General features: G+C 69.3%; 20 protein-coding genes, 1 tRNA gene and 1 riboswitch. Of the genes, 13 read left to right on the top strand and 8 right to left on the bottom strand.

Annotated features, from left to right (window positions below; genetic code table 11):
- The first annotated feature begins 174 nt into the window (after nucleotides 1–174).
- The 5 genes from AY578_RS12330 (at nucleotide 175) to AY578_RS12315 (ending at nucleotide 3,664) form a co-directional block, all read left to right on the top strand.
- Nucleotides 175–1,593, top strand: coding sequence for an amino acid permease (locus AY578_RS12330; protein ID WP_028959164.1), 1,419 nt, complete (start codon nucleotides 175–177; stop codon nucleotides 1,591–1,593).
- 132 nt (nucleotides 1,594–1,725) lie between these two features.
- Nucleotides 1,726–2,148, top strand: a complete 423-nt coding sequence (locus tag AY578_RS12325; protein WP_019525081.1) for a M67 family metallopeptidase — start codon at nucleotides 1,726–1,728, stop codon at nucleotides 2,146–2,148.
- A gap of 96 nt (nucleotides 2,149–2,244) precedes the next feature.
- Entirely contained in the window at nucleotides 2,245–2,340 is a 96-nt protein-coding gene (locus tag AY578_RS33845) for a putative leader peptide (protein ID WP_019525082.1), read from the top strand.
- An 89-nt stretch (nucleotides 2,341–2,429) separates the two neighbouring features.
- Nucleotides 2,430–2,708, top strand: a complete 279-nt coding sequence (locus AY578_RS12320) for a MoaD/ThiS family protein (RefSeq protein ID WP_019525083.1) — start codon at nucleotides 2,430–2,432, stop codon at nucleotides 2,706–2,708.
- A gap of 5 nt (nucleotides 2,709–2,713) precedes the next feature.
- On the top strand, nucleotides 2,714–3,664 hold the full coding sequence (locus tag AY578_RS12315; protein ID WP_019525084.1) for a PLP-dependent cysteine synthase family protein: 951 nt from the start codon (nucleotides 2,714–2,716) through the stop codon (nucleotides 3,662–3,664).
- Between the two features lie 66 nt (nucleotides 3,665–3,730).
- Here AY578_RS12315 and AY578_RS12310 read toward each other — a convergent pair whose 3' ends face one another.
- Nucleotides 3,731–3,871, bottom strand: a complete 141-nt coding sequence (locus tag AY578_RS12310) for a hypothetical protein (protein ID WP_215188628.1) — start codon at nucleotides 3,869–3,871, stop codon at nucleotides 3,731–3,733.
- Between the two features lie 202 nt (nucleotides 3,872–4,073).
- Here AY578_RS12310 and AY578_RS12305 point away from each other — a divergent pair, with 202 nt between their 5' ends.
- Nucleotides 4,074–4,826, top strand: a complete 753-nt coding sequence (locus tag AY578_RS12305) for an MBL fold metallo-hydrolase (RefSeq protein WP_019525087.1) — start codon at nucleotides 4,074–4,076, stop codon at nucleotides 4,824–4,826.
- A gap of 90 nt (nucleotides 4,827–4,916) precedes the next feature.
- Here AY578_RS12305 and AY578_RS12300 read toward each other — a convergent pair whose 3' ends face one another.
- Together AY578_RS12300 and AY578_RS12295 are read right to left on the bottom strand one after the other, a co-directional pair.
- Entirely contained in the window at nucleotides 4,917–6,167 is a 1,251-nt protein-coding gene (locus AY578_RS12300; protein WP_210633930.1) for a PTS transporter subunit EIIC, read from the bottom strand.
- A gap of 210 nt (nucleotides 6,168–6,377) precedes the next feature.
- Nucleotides 6,378–7,685 carry a PTS transporter subunit EIIC gene (locus AY578_RS12295; protein ID WP_026243857.1) on the bottom strand — a complete coding sequence of 436 codons (1,308 nt, stop codon included), beginning with the start codon at nucleotides 7,683–7,685 and terminating at the stop codon, nucleotides 6,378–6,380.
- Between the two features lie 184 nt (nucleotides 7,686–7,869).
- Here AY578_RS12295 and AY578_RS12290 point away from each other — a divergent pair, with 184 nt between their 5' ends.
- From AY578_RS12290 to rdgB, 4 genes are all read left to right on the top strand, one after another.
- Entirely contained in the window at nucleotides 7,870–8,103 is a 234-nt protein-coding gene (locus AY578_RS12290) for a PTS sugar transporter subunit IIB (protein ID WP_006131663.1), read from the top strand.
- 111 nt (nucleotides 8,104–8,214) lie between these two features.
- Nucleotides 8,215–8,952 (top strand): ribonuclease PH, encoded by a 738-nt coding sequence (rph, locus tag AY578_RS12285; RefSeq protein ID WP_019525090.1) that lies wholly within the window; start codon nucleotides 8,215–8,217, stop codon nucleotides 8,950–8,952.
- A gap of 140 nt (nucleotides 8,953–9,092) precedes the next feature.
- On the top strand, nucleotides 9,093–9,491 hold the full coding sequence (locus AY578_RS12280) for a hypothetical protein (RefSeq protein ID WP_019525091.1): 399 nt from the start codon (nucleotides 9,093–9,095) through the stop codon (nucleotides 9,489–9,491).
- A gap of 36 nt (nucleotides 9,492–9,527) precedes the next feature.
- Nucleotides 9,528–10,130 (top strand): RdgB/HAM1 family non-canonical purine NTP pyrophosphatase, encoded by a 603-nt coding sequence (gene rdgB, locus AY578_RS12275; protein ID WP_019525092.1) that lies wholly within the window; start codon nucleotides 9,528–9,530, stop codon nucleotides 10,128–10,130.
- Nucleotides 10,131–10,186: 56 nt separating this feature from the next.
- On the opposite strand, the gene AY578_RS12270 is transcribed toward rdgB, so the two are convergent.
- From AY578_RS12270 to bcp, 4 genes are all read right to left on the bottom strand, one after another.
- Nucleotides 10,187–10,262: transfer RNA gene (locus AY578_RS12270), tRNA-Leu, on the bottom strand.
- A gap of 15 nt (nucleotides 10,263–10,277) precedes the next feature.
- On the bottom strand, nucleotides 10,278–10,946 hold the full coding sequence (locus AY578_RS12265) for an HNH endonuclease (RefSeq protein ID WP_258902360.1): 669 nt from the start codon (nucleotides 10,944–10,946) through the stop codon (nucleotides 10,278–10,280).
- On the bottom strand, nucleotides 10,946–11,596 hold the full coding sequence (locus AY578_RS12260) for an HNH endonuclease signature motif containing protein (RefSeq protein ID WP_258902359.1): 651 nt from the start codon (nucleotides 11,594–11,596) through the stop codon (nucleotides 10,946–10,948). Before AY578_RS12260 ends, AY578_RS12265 begins: the two co-directional genes overlap by 1 nt.
- 136 nt (nucleotides 11,597–11,732) lie before the next feature.
- Nucleotides 11,733–12,200, bottom strand: coding sequence for a thioredoxin-dependent thiol peroxidase (bcp, locus tag AY578_RS12255; protein WP_019525095.1), 468 nt, complete (start codon nucleotides 12,198–12,200; stop codon nucleotides 11,733–11,735).
- 139 nt (nucleotides 12,201–12,339) lie between these two features.
- On the opposite strand from bcp, the gene AY578_RS12250 reads away from it, so the two are divergent.
- From AY578_RS12250 to AY578_RS12240, 3 genes are all read left to right on the top strand, one after another.
- Nucleotides 12,340–12,669 (top strand): DUF3618 domain-containing protein, encoded by a 330-nt coding sequence (locus AY578_RS12250; RefSeq protein WP_019525096.1) that lies wholly within the window; start codon nucleotides 12,340–12,342, stop codon nucleotides 12,667–12,669.
- 62 nt (nucleotides 12,670–12,731) lie between these two features.
- Nucleotides 12,732–13,085 (top strand): GroES family chaperonin, encoded by a 354-nt coding sequence (locus AY578_RS12245; RefSeq protein ID WP_019525097.1) that lies wholly within the window; start codon nucleotides 12,732–12,734, stop codon nucleotides 13,083–13,085.
- Nucleotides 13,086–13,168: 83 nt separating this feature from the next.
- A riboswitch (guanidine-III (ykkC-III) riboswitch) is annotated at nucleotides 13,169–13,233 on the top strand.
- 33 nt (nucleotides 13,234–13,266) lie between these two features.
- Nucleotides 13,267–13,587 (top strand): DMT family transporter, encoded by a 321-nt coding sequence (locus AY578_RS12240; RefSeq protein WP_019525098.1) that lies wholly within the window; start codon nucleotides 13,267–13,269, stop codon nucleotides 13,585–13,587.
- A 7-nt stretch (nucleotides 13,588–13,594) separates the two neighbouring features.
- On the opposite strand, the gene AY578_RS12235 is transcribed toward AY578_RS12240, so the two are convergent.
- Nucleotides 13,595–16,153 (bottom strand): transglycosylase domain-containing protein, encoded by a 2,559-nt coding sequence (locus AY578_RS12235; RefSeq protein WP_020700129.1) that lies wholly within the window; start codon nucleotides 16,151–16,153, stop codon nucleotides 13,595–13,597.
- Nucleotides 16,154–16,362: the final 209 nt, after the last annotated feature.

Here is a 16,362-nt window from a genome sequence, read left to right as displayed (position 1 = left end):
ACCGCCCGGCGAACGCCACCCGAACGTTCGGCCGGGTGCGCCACCGAGCCGGTCACCGCCGGCCAGGCACGAGCGGGCCCCGGCGCCCGCTCAGCTCCATCAGTCCGGGGGGATCGAGACCCGATCCGAGGCCGAGTGACGGCCCGGGTCGGCATGGAGAAAGGCGCACGACACATGACCTCTGAGAAGGTCACCGAGGCCCCTGAAGAGGGGTACGAGCGCGGACTCGGCAGCCGCCAGGTCCAGATGATCGCCATCGGCGGCGCCATCGGCGTCGGCCTCTTCATGGGCGCCGGGGCGAACATCGCCAAGGCCGGCCCCAGCATCATCCTGATGTACGCCCTCGCCGGCGTGGTCATCTTCTTCATCATGCGGGCCCTGGGAGAGCTCCTCCTCTACCGGCCCGTCTCCGGCTCCTTCGCCGAGTACGCCCGCGAGTTCCTCGGCCCGTTCTTCGGCTTCGTCACCGGCTGGACGTACTGGCTGATGTGGGTGGTCACCGGCATGGCCGAGCTCACGGCCGCCGCCATCTACATCCACTTCTGGTTCCCCGAGATCCCGCAGTGGGTCAGCGCCCTGGTCTTCCTCGTCGTGCTGTTCGGCGTGAACCTGATCTCCGTCAAGATCTTCGGCGAGGTCGAGTTCTGGTTCTCGATGGTCAAGGTCACCGCCATCATCGGCATGATCGTCATCGGCCTCGGCGTGCTCACCCTCGGCTTCTCCGACGCCGGTGACACCGCCGCCGTCTCCAACCTCTGGTCGCACGACGGGTTCTTCCCGAACGGCATCGGCTCCAGCCTGATGACCCTCCAGGGCGTCATGTTCGCCTACCTCGCCGTCGAGCTCGTCGGCGTCACCGCGGGCGAGTCCGAGAACCCCGAGAAGACCCTGCCCAAGGCCATCAACACGCTGCCCTGGCGCATCATCGTCTTCTACGTCGGCGCCCTGCTGGTGATCCTCTCCGTCGTCAAGTGGACCGAGTTCTCCGCCGGCGAGAGCCCCTTCGTGCACGCCTTCGGCAAGATCGGCATCCCGCTCGCCGCGGGCATCGTCAACTTCGTCGTGCTCACCGCGGCCCTGTCGTCCTGCAACTCCGGCATGTACTCCACCGGCCGGATGCTGCGCGGCCTCGCCGCCAACAACGAGGCCCCGCAGATCTTCGCCCGGCTCAACGCCCGCAAGACGCCGGCCGTCGGCATCACCGTCTCCGTCACCCTCATGGGCATCGGCGTGATCCTCAACTACGTCGTCCCGGAGAAGGCGTTCGCCTACGTCACCTCCGTCGCCACCGCGGCAGGCATCTGGACCTGGATGATGATCCTCGTCAGCCACATCCGGTACCGCCGCGCCGTCGACGCCGGCCGGCTGCGCGCCTCGTCCTTCCCCGCCCCCGGCGGCGCCCTGTTCAGCTGGGTCGCCCTGGCCTTCCTGATCGGCGTCACCGTCATGATCGCGGCGGACGCGGATGCCCGTGTCTGTCTGTACGTCGCGGCCGGCTGGGCCGTCGCCCTGGGCGTCGGCTGGACCGTGCTCAAGAAGGGCAACCCGACGATCGCGGACCGCGACGAGGACCGGTTCGAGAAGGTCGGCTGACCACCCCGAAGGACGCCGGCGCACGGGGAGCACTCGTGGGGTTCCCCGCCGCCGTCCGCTCAAGGCGTCCGGCATACGGGCCGTTCCGTACCACCCCTCGGTACGGAACGGCCCTCTGCTTATCCTGAGCCCATGCTGACCATCACCAAGGCCCTCCACGACCAGATCGTCGCGCACGCCCGCAAGGACCATCCGGACGAGGCGTGCGGCGTGGTGGCGGGCCCGGTGGGCTCCGGCCGCCCCGAGCGCTTCATCCCCATGCTGAACGCGGCCCGCTCGCCCACGTTCTACGAGTTCGACTCCCAGGACCTGCTGAAGCTGTACCGGGAGATGGACGACCGCGACGAGGAACCGGTGGTCATCTACCACTCGCACACCGCGACCGAGGCCTACCCCTCGCGCACCGACATCACCTACGCCAACGAGCCGGGCGCCCACTACGTGCTGGTCTCCACCGCCGACACCGACGGCGCCGGCGACTTCCAGTTCCGCTCCTTCCGCATCGTGGAGGGCGAGGTCACCGAGGAGGAGGTGCGCGTCGTCGACGCGTACTGATCCGCACGGCGGCCCGATCCCGCATGGCGGATGGTCCAGGTCCGGAGTGTGGGATCACACTCCGGGATCCGGACCGGGAATCGATACGATGAGTTCATGGTTCTCTTCGACGTGGGCGACAACGCGCCGGGCATGCTGCTCGTGGCGCGGCTCCACGTCGACCTGTGCAGGCTGAACAGCGCCATCTGTTGACGTTCCGCCGCCGCCTGCGGCCGTGAGCCGCGGCGCCGCCGTGCGCCCTTTGAAGAACCCACGCCCCCTTCCGACAGGAGCCCTCAGCCATGGCCATCGAGGTCCGCATCCCCACCATCCTCCGCCAGTACACCGACGGTCAGAAGGCGGTGGAGGGCAACGGGGACACCCTCGCCGAGCTCTTCGCCGACCTCGAGACCCGGCATTCGGGCATCCAGGCCCGCATCGTGGACGGCGACCAGCTGCGCCGGTTCGTCAACGTCTACCTCAACGACGAGGACGTCCGCTTCCTCGACGGCATCAACACCAAGCTGAGCGACGGCGACAACGTGACGATCCTGCCGGCGGTCGCCGGCGGTATGGCCTGATCCGCATGCGTTACGACTCCCCGCTGGCCGCGGTGGGCAACACCCCCCTGGTGCGCCTGCCGCGGCTGTCGCCGTCCGCCGACGTCCGCATCTGGGCCAAGCTGGAGGACCGCAACCCGACGGGCTCCATCAAGGACCGTCCGGCCCTGTTCATGATCGAGCAGGCGGAGAAGGACGGCCGGCTCACCCCGGGCTGCACGATCCTCGAGCCGACGTCCGGCAACACCGGCATCTCCCTCGCCATGGCCGCGAAGCTCAAGGGCTACCGCATGGTGTGCGTGATGCCCGAGAACACCTCGCAGGAGCGGCGCGACCTGCTCGCCATGTGGGGTGCGGAGATCATCTCCTCCCCGGCCGCGGGCGGCTCCAACACCGCCGTGCGCGTCGCCAAGGAGCTGTCCGCCGAGCACCCGGACTGGGTGATGCTCTACCAGTACGGCAACCCGGACAACGCGGGCGCTCACTACGCGACCACCGGCCCGGAGATCCTCGCCGACCTCCCCTCGGTCACGCACTTCGTCGCGGGCCTCGGCACCACCGGCACCCTCATGGGCGTCGGCCGCTACCTGCGCGAGCACAAGCCCGACGTGAAGATCGTCGCCGCCGAGCCGCGCTACGACGACCTGGTCTACGGCCTGCGCAACCTCGACGAGGGCTTCGTGCCCGAGCTGTACGACGCGTCCGTCCTCACCACCCGCTTCTCCGTCGGCTCCGCCGACGCGGTCACCCGCACCCGTGAACTCCTCCAGCAGGAGGGCATCTTCGCGGGCGTCTCCACCGGCGCCGCCCTCCACGCGGCGATCGGCGTCGCGAACAAGGCGCTCAAGGCGGGCGAGTCCGCCGACGTCGTCTTCGTCGTCGCCGACGGCGGCTGGAAGTACCTGTCGACGGGCGTCTACACGGCCGCGACGACGGAGGAAGCCATCGAGACACTGCAGGGACAGCTCTGGGCGTAGCCCGTCACGCGTGACATTCCGGGGCCGGGGACACACTCCCCGGCCCTTTCCCTGTCCAGGGGCGGCTCACTCCGCCTCCCCCTCCCTCTCCCGCTTCGGGCGGCGGTCCCTGCGCGGCCGGCCCCCTCTGCCCCAGCCGTCGACGAGGGCGGTGACCAGGGCGAGCAGGACCACCGCGGCGAGTGCGAGCCACCAGGCCGTGTTCATGACCAGACCGTACCGGCGTGGGGCCAGGGCGCGCGCCCCTCCCCGCCCCGGCACGCGCCCCTTCCAGCCGAACCGGTGACAGCACAGGTGAGTTCGCCCACAACGGCGCCTGGTGGAGGAGCGACCGCAGGTTTTGCGCCTTACGCTCGACGAACCGCACGACCCCCGTCTTCTCCCATCCGCCAGCGGAGGTTTCTGCTTCATGAAGCTCACCGTCGTCGGCTGCTCGGGGTCGTTCCCGTCCGCGGAATCGGCCTGCTCGAGCTACCTCGTCGAGGCCGACGGCTTCCGGCTGCTCCTCGACATGGGCAACGGCGCCCTGGGCGAGCTGCAGCGCCACTGCGGTCTCTACGACCTCGACGCGATCTTCCTCAGCCATCTCCACGCCGACCACTGCATCGACATGTGCGGCTACTTCGTGGCGCGTTACTACCGGCACGACGGCGGTCGCTGCGCCCCGCTGCCGGTCTACGGCCCCGAGGGCACCGAGCACCGGCTGACGACCGCCTACGCCGACACCCCCTCGGCCTCCTCCATGAGCGAGGTCTTCGACTTCCACACGGTCAAGCCGTCCACCTTCGAGATCGGCCCGTTCCTCGTCCACATCGAGCGCGTCGCGCACCCGGTCGAGGCGTACGGCATCCGCATCGAGCACGGCGGGAAGACGCTGACCTACTCCGGCGACACGGGGGTGACCCCGCTCCTCGACGACCTCGCCCGGGACACCGACCTCTTCCTGTGCGAGGCCGCCTTCACGCACGGCAAGGAGAACATCCCGGACCTGCACCTCAACGGCCGTGAGGCGGGCGAGTCCGCGGCCCGCGCGGGCGCCCGCCGGCTCATCCTCACGCACATCCCGCCGTGGACCGACCCGCAGGTCAACCTCACCGACGCGCGCGCCGTGTACGACGGCCCGGTGGGACTGGCGGCGCCGGGGGCGACGTACGAGATCTGAGGCTTCACGAGACCGCGGAACGTTGCGGCACCACGCGGAAGGCCCCGGAACCGAGACGGTTCCGGGGCCTTCCGCGTCGCAGGGGGAGGGTCACGCCTTGGTGGCGTCCTCCAGCTCCTCCTCGGGCTCACGTCCCGGGGTGGGCAGGTCGAACTTGGTGATGGCGAAGCGGAAGAGCACGTAGTAGACCACCGCGAACACCAGGCCGATCGGGATGATCAGCCACGGCTTGGTCGCCAGGTTCCAGTTCAGGGCGTAGTCGATGAAGCCCGCCGAGAAGGTGAAGCCGGCGTGCACTCCGAGCGCCCAGGTGATCGCCATGGACAGCGCCGTCAGCACCGCGTGGATCACGTACAGCGCCGGGGCGATGAACATGAACGCGAACTCGATCGGCTCGGTCACACCGGTCACGAACGACGTCAGGGCGAGCGAGAGCATCATGCCCAGCACGGCCTTGCGGCGCTCGGGCCGGGCGGCGTGCGCGATGGCGAGCGCGGCGGCCGGCAGACCGAACATCATGATCGGGAAGAAGCCCGACATGAACTGGCCGGCGTCCGGGTCACCCGCGAAGAAGCGGTTCAGGTCGCCGTGGACGACCTCGCCCGCCGCGTTGGTGAAGTCACCGATCTGGAACCAGGAGACGGTGTTCACGAACTGGTGCATGCCGATGGGGATCAGCGCACGGTTGATCAGACCGAACAGACCCGCGCCCGCGGCGCCCAGACCGGTGATCCACTCGCCCGCGTCGGAGATCAGGTTGCCGATCGGCTCCCACACCAGGCCGAAGAAGACGCCGACGAGCGTGCCGACGAAGGCCATGATGATCGGGACCAGGCGGCGGCCGTTGAAGAAGCCGAGCCAGTCGACCAGCTTCTTGCGGTGGTACCGCTGCCACAGCACCGCGGCCAGCAGACCCATCAGGATGCCGCCGAGGACACCCGGGTTGTTGTACGTCGCGGCTATGTCCGCGCCGTCCTGCACCTTGGCCTCGGTGACCGGGAAGGCCTTCAGCACGTTGCTGTAGACCAGGAAGCCGACGAGCGCGGCGAGAGCGGTCGAGCCGTCGGACTTCTTCGCGAAGCCGATGGCCACACCGATGCAGAACAGCATCGGCAGATTGTCGAAGATGGCGCCACCAGCGGTGGCGAAGACGGCCGCGACCTTGTCCCAGCCCAGGCCGTCCGCGCCGAACACGTCCGGCTGGCCGAGGCGCAGCAGGATGCCCGCCGCCGGCAGCACGGCGATCGGGAGCTGAAGGCTGCGGCCGACCTTCTGCAGGCCCTGGAAGAGGCCGGATCCCCGCTTCTTTGCGGGGGCCGCCGAGTCGGTGGCGGTGCTCATACTTCCTCCATCGGTGGTGGTCTACACCACTACTGGTGTAGACCTGTTGTAGCACGATGAAGGCCACGTAAGGAACCCGCGAATCCGCGACCGCAGGACTACGCACCGTGCCCTCACGAAAGCGCCCACGAGGCCCCTGCGCGAGCACACCGAAAAGCCCCCGGAACTCGAGGTCCCGAGGGCTCGGACAGCCGCCACCAGCCTAAGAGATCAGCGCCGCGTCGCGTCCTCCACCTCCTCCTCCGGCTCCCGCCCCGGAGTCTTCAGGTCGAACCGCGTGATCGCGAACCGGAACACCACGTAGTACACCGCCGCGAACACCAGCCCGATCGGGATGATCAGCCACGGCTTCGTCGCCAGGTTCCAGTTGATGACGTAGTCGATCAGTCCCGCGGAGAAACTGAACCCGTCGTGCACCCCCAGCCCCCACGTCACCGCCATCGACACACCCGTCAGCACCGCGTGCACCGCGTACAGCAGCGGCGCCACGAACAGGAACGAGTACTCGATCGGCTCCGTGATGCCCGTGACGAACGACGTCAGCGCCACCGACAGCATCAGACCGCCGATCTCCTTGCGCCGGTCCGGCCGCGCACAGTGCGTGATCGCCAGCGCCGCCGCCGGCAGCGCGAACATCATGATCGGGAAGAACCCCGACAGGAACTGCCCCGCATCCGGGTCACCCGCCAGGAACATGTTGATGTCACCGTGCACCACCGTCCCGTCCGGCTTCGTGTACGACCCGAACTGGAACCAGATCGGCACGTTCAGGAACTGATGCAGCCCGATCACCAGCAACGCCCGGTTCGCGACCCCGAACACCCCCGCACCCCACGCGCCCAGACCCGTCATCCAGTCGCTGAAACTCTCCAGCGCCTCACCGATCGGCGGCCACACCCACAGACACAGCGCCGCGAACACGATCGCCGCGAACGCCATGATGATCGGCACCAGCCGCCGCCCGTTGAAGAACCCCAGCCAGTCCACCAGCTTCGTCCGGTGGAACCGCTGCCACAGATACGCCGCCGTCAGACCGATGACGATGCCCCCGAACACCCCCGGATTCTGGTAGTCGAACGCCGTCACCGTCCCGTCCGCCAGCTGACACCCGACGTTCGGCACCGCCTGGGACCCCTCCGGACAGTCCTTCGGGAACTGCCGCAGCACATTGAAATAGACGAGGAACCCCGCCACCGCCGCCAGCGCCGTCGACCCGTCCGCCTTCTTCGCCATCCCGATGGCCACACCCACACAGAACAGCAGCGGCAGCCCCAGCGAACCGTCCAGCAGCGCTCCGCCCGCCCCCGCCATCACCTTCGAGACGTTCGTCCACCCCAGACCGTCGTCCCCGAAGACGTCCGGCTGCCCCAGCCGGTTGAGGATGCCCGCCGCCGGCAGCACCGCGATCGGCAACTGCAGACTCCGCCCCATCTTCTGCAGACCCTGGAACAGCCGGTGCCAGCGCTCCCGCAGCGGGCTCACCCCGGCATCGGCACCCGCGGGGCTCTCGGCGCTCATCAAGTCCCCTTCGCTGGACGGCCCGGAGGGTTTGGCGGCAGTCCACCCGGTGGTGTAGACCAGTGAGGCAGGACGGTTCCGCTGTCGTGACGCCCATCATCGAGCGCCCACGACATGACCGCTCGCAAAGATGGGCCAACTGTGGGTTACTGCGACAAAGCGGTTCGCATCAGGGAGAACGAACATGGCCACCAAGGCTGAGAAGATCGTTGCCGGGCTCGGCGGCATCGACAACATCGAAGAGGTCGAGGGCTGCATCACCCGCCTCCGCACCGAGGTCGTGGACCCCTCCAAGGTCGACGACGCCGCCCTCAAGGCCGCCGGCGCCCACGGCGTCGTCAAGATGGGCAGCGCCATCCAGGTCGTCATCGGCACCGACGCCGACCCCATCGCCGCCGAGATCGAAGACATGATGTGAACCACCCTCACGTCTGACCCGCGCGCCGCGGCCCCACCGGCCGCCACCGCACCCGGGCCCTTCCCCAACACGGGGAAGGGCCCGGGTGCGTCTACGGCTAGGCTCGACGCCATGTCTCGCATCGACGGCCGCACCCCCGAACAGCTCCGCCCCGTCACCATCGAACGCGGCTGGAGCAAACACGCCGAAGGCTCCGTCCTCGTCTCCTTCGGCGACACCAAGGTCCTCTGCACCGCCTCCGTCACCGAAGGCGTCCCCCGCTGGCGCAAAGGCAGCGGCGAGGGCTGGGTCACCGCCGAATACGCCATGCTCCCCCGCGCCACCAACACCCGCGGCGACCGCGAATCCGTCCGCGGCCGCATCGGCGGCCGCACCCACGAGATCAGCCGCCTCATCGGCCGCTCCCTGCGCGCCGTCATCGACTACAAGGCCCTTGGCGAGAACACCGTCGTCCTCGACTGCGACGTCCTCCAGGCCGACGGCGGCACCCGCACCGCCGCCATCACCGGCGCCTACGTCGCCCTCGCCGACGCCATCGGCTGGGCCCAGGACAAGAAACTCGTCAAGCCCGGCCGCAAACCCCTCACCGGCACCGTCGCCGCCGTCTCCGTCGGCATCGTCGCCGGAGTCCCCCTCCTCGACCTCTGCTACGAGGAGGACGTCCGCGCCGACACCGACATGAACGTCGTCTGCACCGGCGACGGCCGCTTCGTCGAGGTCCAGGGCACCGCCGAGGCCGAACCCTTCGCCCGCGCCGAACTCGACGCCCTCCTCGACCTCGCCGTCACCGGATGCACCCAGCTCGCCGCCGCCCAGCGCACCGCACTCGACATCCTCCTCCAAAGGTAAAGGGCACCCCAAGAAGCAGGGCCGGCGCGAGCAACCGCGCCGGCCACCGCCGCGTCTGAAGGGATACGGGCGCACGGGCACCCCCGCGCGCCCCGCCGACACACCGGGCCCCACCGGCCCGACGAGGGAGGGAACCACCCATGGCAGCGAGCCGTCGACGCCGCACCGCAGCCGTCGCCGCCACCCTGGCGGCCGTCGCGCTGACCGCCGGACTCACCACCGGCTGCTCCGCCGTCGACAAGGCACTCGACTGCGTCCGCACCGCCGACGCCGTCGCCGAGAGCGTCACCGACATGCAACAGGCCGTCGAGAACGCCTCCAACGACGTCACCCAGCTCGAGGAAGCCCTCGACTCCATCGACAAGAACCTCGGCGAACTCAGCGACCAGACCGACAACGCCGACGTCAGCAAGGCCGTCGACGACCTCGAGAAGGCCGTCGCCAACGTCCGCACCTCCGTCGACAACGGCGACACCACCCCCGACCTCAGCCCCGTCACCGACGCCGCCGGCGAACTCACCAAGGTCTGCACCCCGTAGCGACGGCCCCGTCACGGGCCCAGGGATACTGGGCCCATGACCCGCCTGATCCTCGCCACCCGCAACGCCGGAAAGATCACCGAGCTCCGCTCGATCCTCGCCGACGCGGGCCTGCCCCACGAACTCGTCGGCGCCGACGCCTACCCCGACGTCCCCGACGTCAAGGAAACCGGCGTCACCTTCGCCGAGAACGCACTCCTCAAGGCCCACGCCCTCGCCCAGGCCACCGGCCTGCCCGCCGTCGCCGACGACTCCGGCCTCTGCGTCGACGTCCTCGGCGGCGCGCCCGGCATCTTCTCCGCCCGCTGGGCCGGCACCCACGGCGACGACAAGGCCAACCTCGACCTCCTCCTCGCCCAGCTCGCCGACATCGCCGACGAACACCGCGGCGCGTACTTCGCCTGCGCGGCGGCCCTCGCGCTGCCGGACGGCACGGAACGGGTCGTCGAGGGCCGCCTGAACGGCACCCTCCGCCACACCCCCGCCGGCACGAACGGCTTCGGCTACGACCCGATCCTCCAGCCGGAGGGCGAGACGCGGACCTGCGCTGAGCTGACCCCGGAGGAGAAGAACGCGATCAGCCACCGGGGGAAGGCGTTCCGGGGGCTGGTACCGGTGGTGCGGGAGCTGCTGGGCTGAGGGCATGACAGAGACTCGGCACCTTCAATGTGAAGGTACCGAGCCTCTTCTCCCTGTGGGCCCGGTGGGACTCGAACCCACGACACACCGGACCTAAACCGGCGCCCTCTCGGCCAGCTGGGGTACGGGCCCGCAGCGGTGCTTACTCTACTGGGCGCTGAGACGGGACCGTCGGCCTCCTCTGCACCACGTAGTGGTGACCGCGTGACAGTTCGGGCAGAGCAACCGGAGATTCTCGCGCCGGTTGTCACGCCAGTCCCCGTTGATGTGATCGACCTCCAGGGTCATCGGCTTGCCGCGCCACTCCGGTGCGACGCCGCACCTGGCGCACAGCTCGGGAACACCGACATCGCGCAGCGCCTGCCGCAGCAGAGTGGTCTTGGTTCGGCGTGTGCCGTCGTGCCGGATCAAGATGTCTTCGGCCGCTTTGGCTGTCGAACTTGATCTGCCGCGCTGGTGCGCCTGTCCGAGGAAGTGCGACGTGTCGATGCCGTCTTCTGCCACCCATTGATGGAACAGCGCGCGTAGTCGGCCATTGCTGGGTTTGCCCAAAACGTTCAGGGCGCCGGCGATGGAGATGCTCTCAGTGACGGCACTCCGCAGCTCGTCAGTGGTTGGTCTGAGGGAAAAGACCGGCCCCCGTTGTCCGCGCGGGAAATGGGAGATGTCGATGCCGAAGTGCTCGAAGCGCTTGTGCAGGTACCGACGGAGATTGCCGTAGGGCGGGGTGCCGAAGAAGACGATGACCTCGTCGATGTCGGAACAGCTGGCAGCTGCTTCGACGAGCCGCTCGCGGGTGTACTGCGTTCCGGCCATCACGAGGCCCGCCGTTTGCTTCGGCCTCGGTAATTCTCCGTCGTCGAGTGGCAGTTGGGGCAGAGCATGCGAAGGTTCTCGATCCGATTGTTCCGCCAGTTGCCGTCGACGTGGTCCACCTCGAGAGGGAGAGGCTCCCCGAGCCATACCGGCTCGATGCCGCACAGTGCGCAGCGCTCCTCCACCCCGAGTTCATGCATCGCCCTTTTCAGCCGGCGGCCCGGGATGCGTCGGGCGTGACCGGAGGTGTCCTCTACGAGGATCTCCGCAGGGGTCCGGCGGCGCTGGTTGTACCGCTGCCGCTCCGTACGAGCGGCTGGTGTGAAGTGTGAGGTGTCGATGCCGTAGATCTTGATCCGGTGGGAGATGTTCGTGTGGTGCCCACCGACCGGGTCGAGGCCGAGCCGACGGAGCACCTCATTGACGCTCGTCGATGCGGCGACGACAGGCTCAAGAATCTGCCTTGTCCACTTCGGTCCCTCGCGCTCGAAGTGCGAGACGTCCACCTCCAGCTTCCTCATCCGGTCGAAGATGTACCGCCGCTTCCAGCTCTTCGGATCCACCCCCAGCCGCTCCAGCGCCTCCGTCAACGTCCGTGCTCCCCCAGCCGCCTCTTCCAGCCGCTCCTTGGTGTACGCACTGGCCCCCATCGGACCCCTCCGTTCCTCGGCCGCCTGTTCGTGGCCTCGCACGGAGTAACGAACCGAATGCCGGACGGTCACGTACGAAAAACAGAACGGCCCGTACCGGAGTTCCGGTACGGGCCGTTCCGCGGGCTCGGCGGACTCAGATGCCCAGGTCCTTGATGATCTTGGCCACGTGGCCCGTCGCGCGGACGTTGTAGAGGGCGTGTTCGACCTTGCCCTGCTCGTCGACGACGATCGTGGAGCGGATGACGCCCATGTAGGTCTTGCCGTAGTTCTTCTTCTCGCCGTACGCGCCGTACGCGTCCAGGACCTTCTTGTCCGGGTCGGCGAGCAGGGTGACCTTCAGGTTCTCCTTCTCGCGGAACTTCGCGAGCTTCTCCGGGGCGTCCGGGGAGATGCCGATCACGTCGTACCCCGCCCCGGCCAGCACGTCGAGGTTGTCGGTGAAGTCGCACGCCTGCTTGGTGCAGCCGGGCGTCAGCGCCGCCGGGTAGAAGTAGACGATGACCTTGCGGCCCTTGTGGTCGGCCAGCGACACCTCGTTGCCGTCGGCGTCGGGCAGGGTGAAGGCGGGGGCCTCGTCCCCGGGCGTGAGGCGTGCGCTCATCGGTCTCGTCTCCTCTTACGTGCACTGCGTGGATCGGGTGCCGGGATCGAGGGTAACCGGGGGTCCTGACAGTGCGGCACGGCCTGAAGCTGACAGACTGTCCGGCACAGGCAACACAGCGGATCGTGGAGGCGACACGGTGGCGGACACGGCGGACACCAGGACCCCGGCGCAGATCGAGGCGGACATCGCGCGTCGCCGTGCGGTGCTGGCGGAGACCCTGGACGAGATCGGGGTGCGGGTGCACCCGAAGACGATCGTGGGGGACGCGAAGGCCAGGGTCGTGTCGAACGTGGACCACACGCTGGGGCGCGCCTACGTGGGCGTGAACCGTGCGGTGAGCGAGGTGAAGGCGCAGTTCGTGGACGAGAAGGGGTCGCCGCGGCTGGAGCGGGTGGTTCCGGTGGGTCTGCTGGTGGTGGGGGTCGTGGGGCTGCTGGCCCTGGGTACTCGTAAGCGGCGCCGCTAGGTGCCCTCCTTCGGGTCCCCCTCCCGCGTGCGTCCCTCGTCGAGGCAGGTAGGTTTCAGGCTGTGAGCGCCAACAGAAACGACAGTTCCCAGCACGACAAGCTGCCGATCCGGATGCTGCACGACCGTGTGCTCGTGCGGCAGGAGTCCAGTGAGGGCGAGCGGCGTTCGGGGGGCGGCATTCTGATTCCCGCGACGGCGGCGGTGGGCCGCCGGCTGGCCTGGGCCGAGGTGGTCGCGGTGGGGCAGAACGTGCGGACGGTGGAGCCGGGTGACCGGGTGCTGTTCGACCCGGAGGACCGGGCGGAGGTCGAGGTGCGCGGGACGGCGTACGTGCTGATGCGCGAGCGCGATCTGCACGCGGTGGCCGCGGACCGGTTCGAGGGGGCGGAGGACTCGACCGGGCTGTATCTGTAGCCCGCGTTTCCTCGTGGACAGAGGGGCCGGTGACTGCCGTCACCGGCCCTTTCCGCGTGGTCGGCTACCGTGGGAGGTCCTGTGCGGCTCCGCCGTGCGGGCCCCGACGAGACGCGCCGTACCGGGGTGATGGCAAAGACGACGCACCCCCGTTTCGCTGTCGTGTCCCGGAGGTGCCGTCATGGCCTGGGTTCTGCTGGTGGTCGCCGGTCTGCTGGAGGTCGGCTGGTCGGTCGGCATGAAGTACACGGACGGTTTCACCCGTCTGTGGCCGAGTGTGCTGACGGGCGCCGGCATCGTGACGAGCATGCTGCTGCTGTCGTACGCGGCGCGGACGCTGCCGATCGGGACGGCGTACGGCGTGTGGGTGGGGATCGGCGCGGCGGGGGCGGCGGTGCTGGGCATGGTGGTGCTGGGTGAGCCGGTGACCGCCGCCCGGATCTTCTTCATCTGTCTGCTGCTGGTGGCCGTGGTGGGTCTGAAGGCCACCTCCGGACACTGAGCAGGGTCTAGTTCCAGCGGCGTCCGTCGAGGGCGCCGCTGAGTCCGCCGGGGCCGGGGAGTTCGTCGCGGTTGGAGCCGCCGTCGTCGGTGTTCCCGCCACCGCCGCCCGTGTCCGTGCCGCCCGTTCCGGTGCCGCCGCCGGTGTCGCCGGTCTGGCCTCCGGTGGGGGAGCCGGTGGCGGTGCCGCCGGTGGAGTCCTGGCCCTCGCTCGCCGTGCCCTCTTCCGCGCCGGTGCTGCTGCCGCCGTCCTCGGGGGTGCCGCTGTCGGTGTCCTCGTCGTCGGGGGAGTCGGAGGCGGAGGAGGAGGGGTCGTCGGAGGAGGACGGTCCGCCGCTGGAGTCGGGGGCCGGGGGCTGGCTCTCGTTGGCGCCGGGCTGGAGGCGCAGGCTGAAGGAGCTGACGGGTTCGCCCCGGAGGGCGTCGCGGGTGTACTGGCCCCAGATCTCGGCGGGGGCGCCGCCGCCGTTGACGCGGGGCAGGCCCATGGCGCCGTAGAGGGACTTGTGGCCGGCGGTGACGGGGTCCTGGCCCATGACGGCGACGACGGTGGCGAGGTCGGGGGTGTAGCCGGCGAACCAGGCGGCGGTGTCGTCCTCGGCGGTGCCGGTCTTGCCGGCGGCGGGGCGTCCGGAGGTCTGGGCGGCGGTGGCGGTCCCCTTTTCGACGACGCCCTTGAGGACGGAGGTGGTGGTGTCGGCGGCCTCGCGGCCGACGGCCTGCCGGGTGCGCCGTTCGGGGAGGGGGATGTCGCGGCCGTTCTGGGTGATCTTCTCGACGAGGGTGTACGGGGTGTGTTTGCCGTGGTTGGCGAGGGTGGCGTACGCCTGTGCCATGTCGAGGACGCTGGCGTTGGCGACGCCGAGGGCGATGGAGGGCCCGGGTTCGGCGAGGTCGGGGGTCTTTGGGGAGATGCCGAGGTCGACGGCGGTCTGCCGGACCTTCTCGGGGCCGACGTCGACGGCCATCTGGGCGTAGACGGCGTTGACGGACTTGTCGGTGGCCTCGCTGACGGTGATGTCGCCGTAGTCCTCGTGGTCCTCGTTCTCGGGCGCGTAGCGGGGTCCTGCCCAGCCCTGGACGGGGCGTTCGCTGGTGCCGTCGTAGTGGGTCTGGGGGGTGATGCGGCGGCCGTCCTGGGTGCGGGAGTCGTTCTCGACGGCGGCGGTGAGGACGAACGGCTTGAAGCTGGAGCCGACCTGGAAGTCCCGGCGGGTGGCGTTGGGGGTGTACTGCTTGACGTAGTCGATGCCGTTGTACATCGCCACGACCTTGCCGGTCTTGGGTTCGACGGAGGCGCCGCCGGCGCGGACGTAGGTGTCGACCTTGCGGTTCTTCTTGTCGAGGCGGGCCATGAGGTTGTCGTTGACGGACTCGACGAAGGCGTCCTGCTTGCTCTTCTGCAGGGTGGTGGTGATGCGGTAGCCGCCGGCGTCGAGGGCGCCCTCGTCGACGATCTTGTTGTCGGTGAGGTGCTGCTTGACGATGTTGACGATGTAGCCGCGCTGCCCGGACATGCCGGTGGAGTGGGTGCTCCGCTTGGGCACGGGGAAGGTGAGGCGGGCGCGTTCGGCGGGGTCGAGCCAGCCTTCGTCGACCATGCCGTCGAGGACGTAGTTCCAGCGCTTCTCGACGAAGGCCCGGTTCTCGGGGCGGGCGATCACGTCGTACTGGCTGGGGGCGTTGACGAGGGCGGCGAGGTAGGCGGCGCGTCCGGCGTCGAGCTGGGAGGCGTCCATGTCGTAGTAGGCGTGGGCGGCGGCCTGGATGCCGTAGGCGCCGCGGCCGAAGAAGCTGGTGTTGAGGTAGCCCTCGAGGATCTCGTCCTTGGACTGGTTGCGGTCCAGCTTGATGGCGATGAAGAACTCCTTCACCTTGCGGGTGACGGTCTGCTCCTGGCGCAGGTAGTAGTTCTTCACGTACTGCTGGGTGATGGTGGAGCCGGACTGCTTTCCCTTGCCGGTGACGGTGTTCCAGGCGCCGCGGATCATGGCCTGGGGGTCGACGGCGGACTCGGTGTAGAAGTCGCGGTCCTCGGCGGCGAGGACCGCGTGCTGGGCGTCCTTGGAGATCTGGGAGAGCGTGACGTTCTCGCGGTTGACCTCGCCGTCGCGGGCGATGACGGAGCCGTCGGCGTAGAGGTAGACGTTGGCCTGCTGGGTGGCGAGGGCGTTGGCGGCGGGGATCTGGACGAGGGCGTAGCCGAGGAGGAAGCCGCCGACGAGGAGCAGGGCGGTGACGAGGAACGCGCCGGCGACCATGCGCCAGGTGGGGACGAGGCGGCGCCAGCCGGTGCGGCGGGCCTTGAGGGCGGCCCGGCGTTCCTCGCGGGCGGCCTTCTTCGCGGAGACGCCGGCTTTCGCGGAGACGCCGGCCTTCGCGGAGGCGGTGCCGCTCTCAGGAGTGGCGGCGCCCTCACCGGGTTCCCCGTCGGAATCACCCGATCGTGCGAGGGCGGCTTCATTCGTCCGGGTGTCGTCCCGGGCGTCGTCGGGCGTGTCGGCCGCCTGAGGCTCGTGCGATGCCCAGCCCGGGCGGGGCTTCTTCGGCTGCGGCTCGTCGCTCATGTCGTGCACGGACTCCTGATTCGCCTCGTTCGTTCCCGTACGCCTCATGCATAGGCGTACGCGTCTTCTGTGCGCGTACGCCACGTGCGTGCCTCTTATTGAAGACTGTCGCATCCGTCTCCGCGTTCGCCGGGCGGCGACGCGCGTCGTGCACCCTGCGGCTCCGGCCGTACGGCCGCGCAGGGTGTTCACCTGACCGGAGGACGGGC

The sequence above is a fragment of the Streptomyces thermocarboxydus genome, from assembly GCF_024760485.1.
Taxonomy (GTDB): domain Bacteria; phylum Actinomycetota; class Actinomycetes; order Streptomycetales; family Streptomycetaceae; genus Streptomyces; species Streptomyces cellulosae.
Note: the sequence above shows the minus strand (reverse complement) of the source record. Positions and strands in the feature narration are given on the sequence as shown.

Coding starts and splice junctions, on each gene's coding strand:
- AY578_RS12330 (WP_028959164.1), top strand. CDS start 175: ATGACCTCTGAGAAGGTCACCGAGGCCCCTGAAGAGGGGTACGAGCGC.
- AY578_RS12325 (WP_019525081.1), top strand. CDS start 1,726: ATGCTGACCATCACCAAGGCCCTCCACGACCAGATCGTCGCGCACGCC.
- AY578_RS33845 (WP_019525082.1), top strand. CDS start 2,245: ATGGTTCTCTTCGACGTGGGCGACAACGCGCCGGGCATGCTGCTCGTG.
- AY578_RS12320 (WP_019525083.1), top strand. CDS start 2,430: ATGGCCATCGAGGTCCGCATCCCCACCATCCTCCGCCAGTACACCGAC.
- AY578_RS12315 (WP_019525084.1), top strand. CDS start 2,714: ATGCGTTACGACTCCCCGCTGGCCGCGGTGGGCAACACCCCCCTGGTG.
- AY578_RS12310 (WP_215188628.1), bottom strand. CDS start 3,871: ATGAACACGGCCTGGTGGCTCGCACTCGCCGCGGTGGTCCTGCTCGCC.
- AY578_RS12305 (WP_019525087.1), top strand. CDS start 4,074: ATGAAGCTCACCGTCGTCGGCTGCTCGGGGTCGTTCCCGTCCGCGGAA.
- AY578_RS12300 (WP_210633930.1), bottom strand. CDS start 6,167: ATGAGCACCGCCACCGACTCGGCGGCCCCCGCAAAGAAGCGGGGATCC.
- AY578_RS12295 (WP_026243857.1), bottom strand. CDS start 7,685: ATGAGCGCCGAGAGCCCCGCGGGTGCCGATGCCGGGGTGAGCCCGCTG.
- AY578_RS12290 (WP_006131663.1), top strand. CDS start 7,870: ATGGCCACCAAGGCTGAGAAGATCGTTGCCGGGCTCGGCGGCATCGAC.
- rph (WP_019525090.1), top strand. CDS start 8,215: ATGTCTCGCATCGACGGCCGCACCCCCGAACAGCTCCGCCCCGTCACC.
- AY578_RS12280 (WP_019525091.1), top strand. CDS start 9,093: ATGGCAGCGAGCCGTCGACGCCGCACCGCAGCCGTCGCCGCCACCCTG.
- rdgB (WP_019525092.1), top strand. CDS start 9,528: ATGACCCGCCTGATCCTCGCCACCCGCAACGCCGGAAAGATCACCGAG.
- AY578_RS12265 (WP_258902360.1), bottom strand. CDS start 10,946: ATGGCCGGAACGCAGTACACCCGCGAGCGGCTCGTCGAAGCAGCTGCC.
- AY578_RS12260 (WP_258902359.1), bottom strand. CDS start 11,596: ATGGGGGCCAGTGCGTACACCAAGGAGCGGCTGGAAGAGGCGGCTGGG.
- bcp (WP_019525095.1), bottom strand. CDS start 12,200: ATGAGCGCACGCCTCACGCCCGGGGACGAGGCCCCCGCCTTCACCCTG.
- AY578_RS12240 (WP_019525098.1), top strand. CDS start 13,267: ATGGCCTGGGTTCTGCTGGTGGTCGCCGGTCTGCTGGAGGTCGGCTGG.
- AY578_RS12235 (WP_020700129.1), bottom strand. CDS start 16,153: ATGAGCGACGAGCCGCAGCCGAAGAAGCCCCGCCCGGGCTGGGCATCG.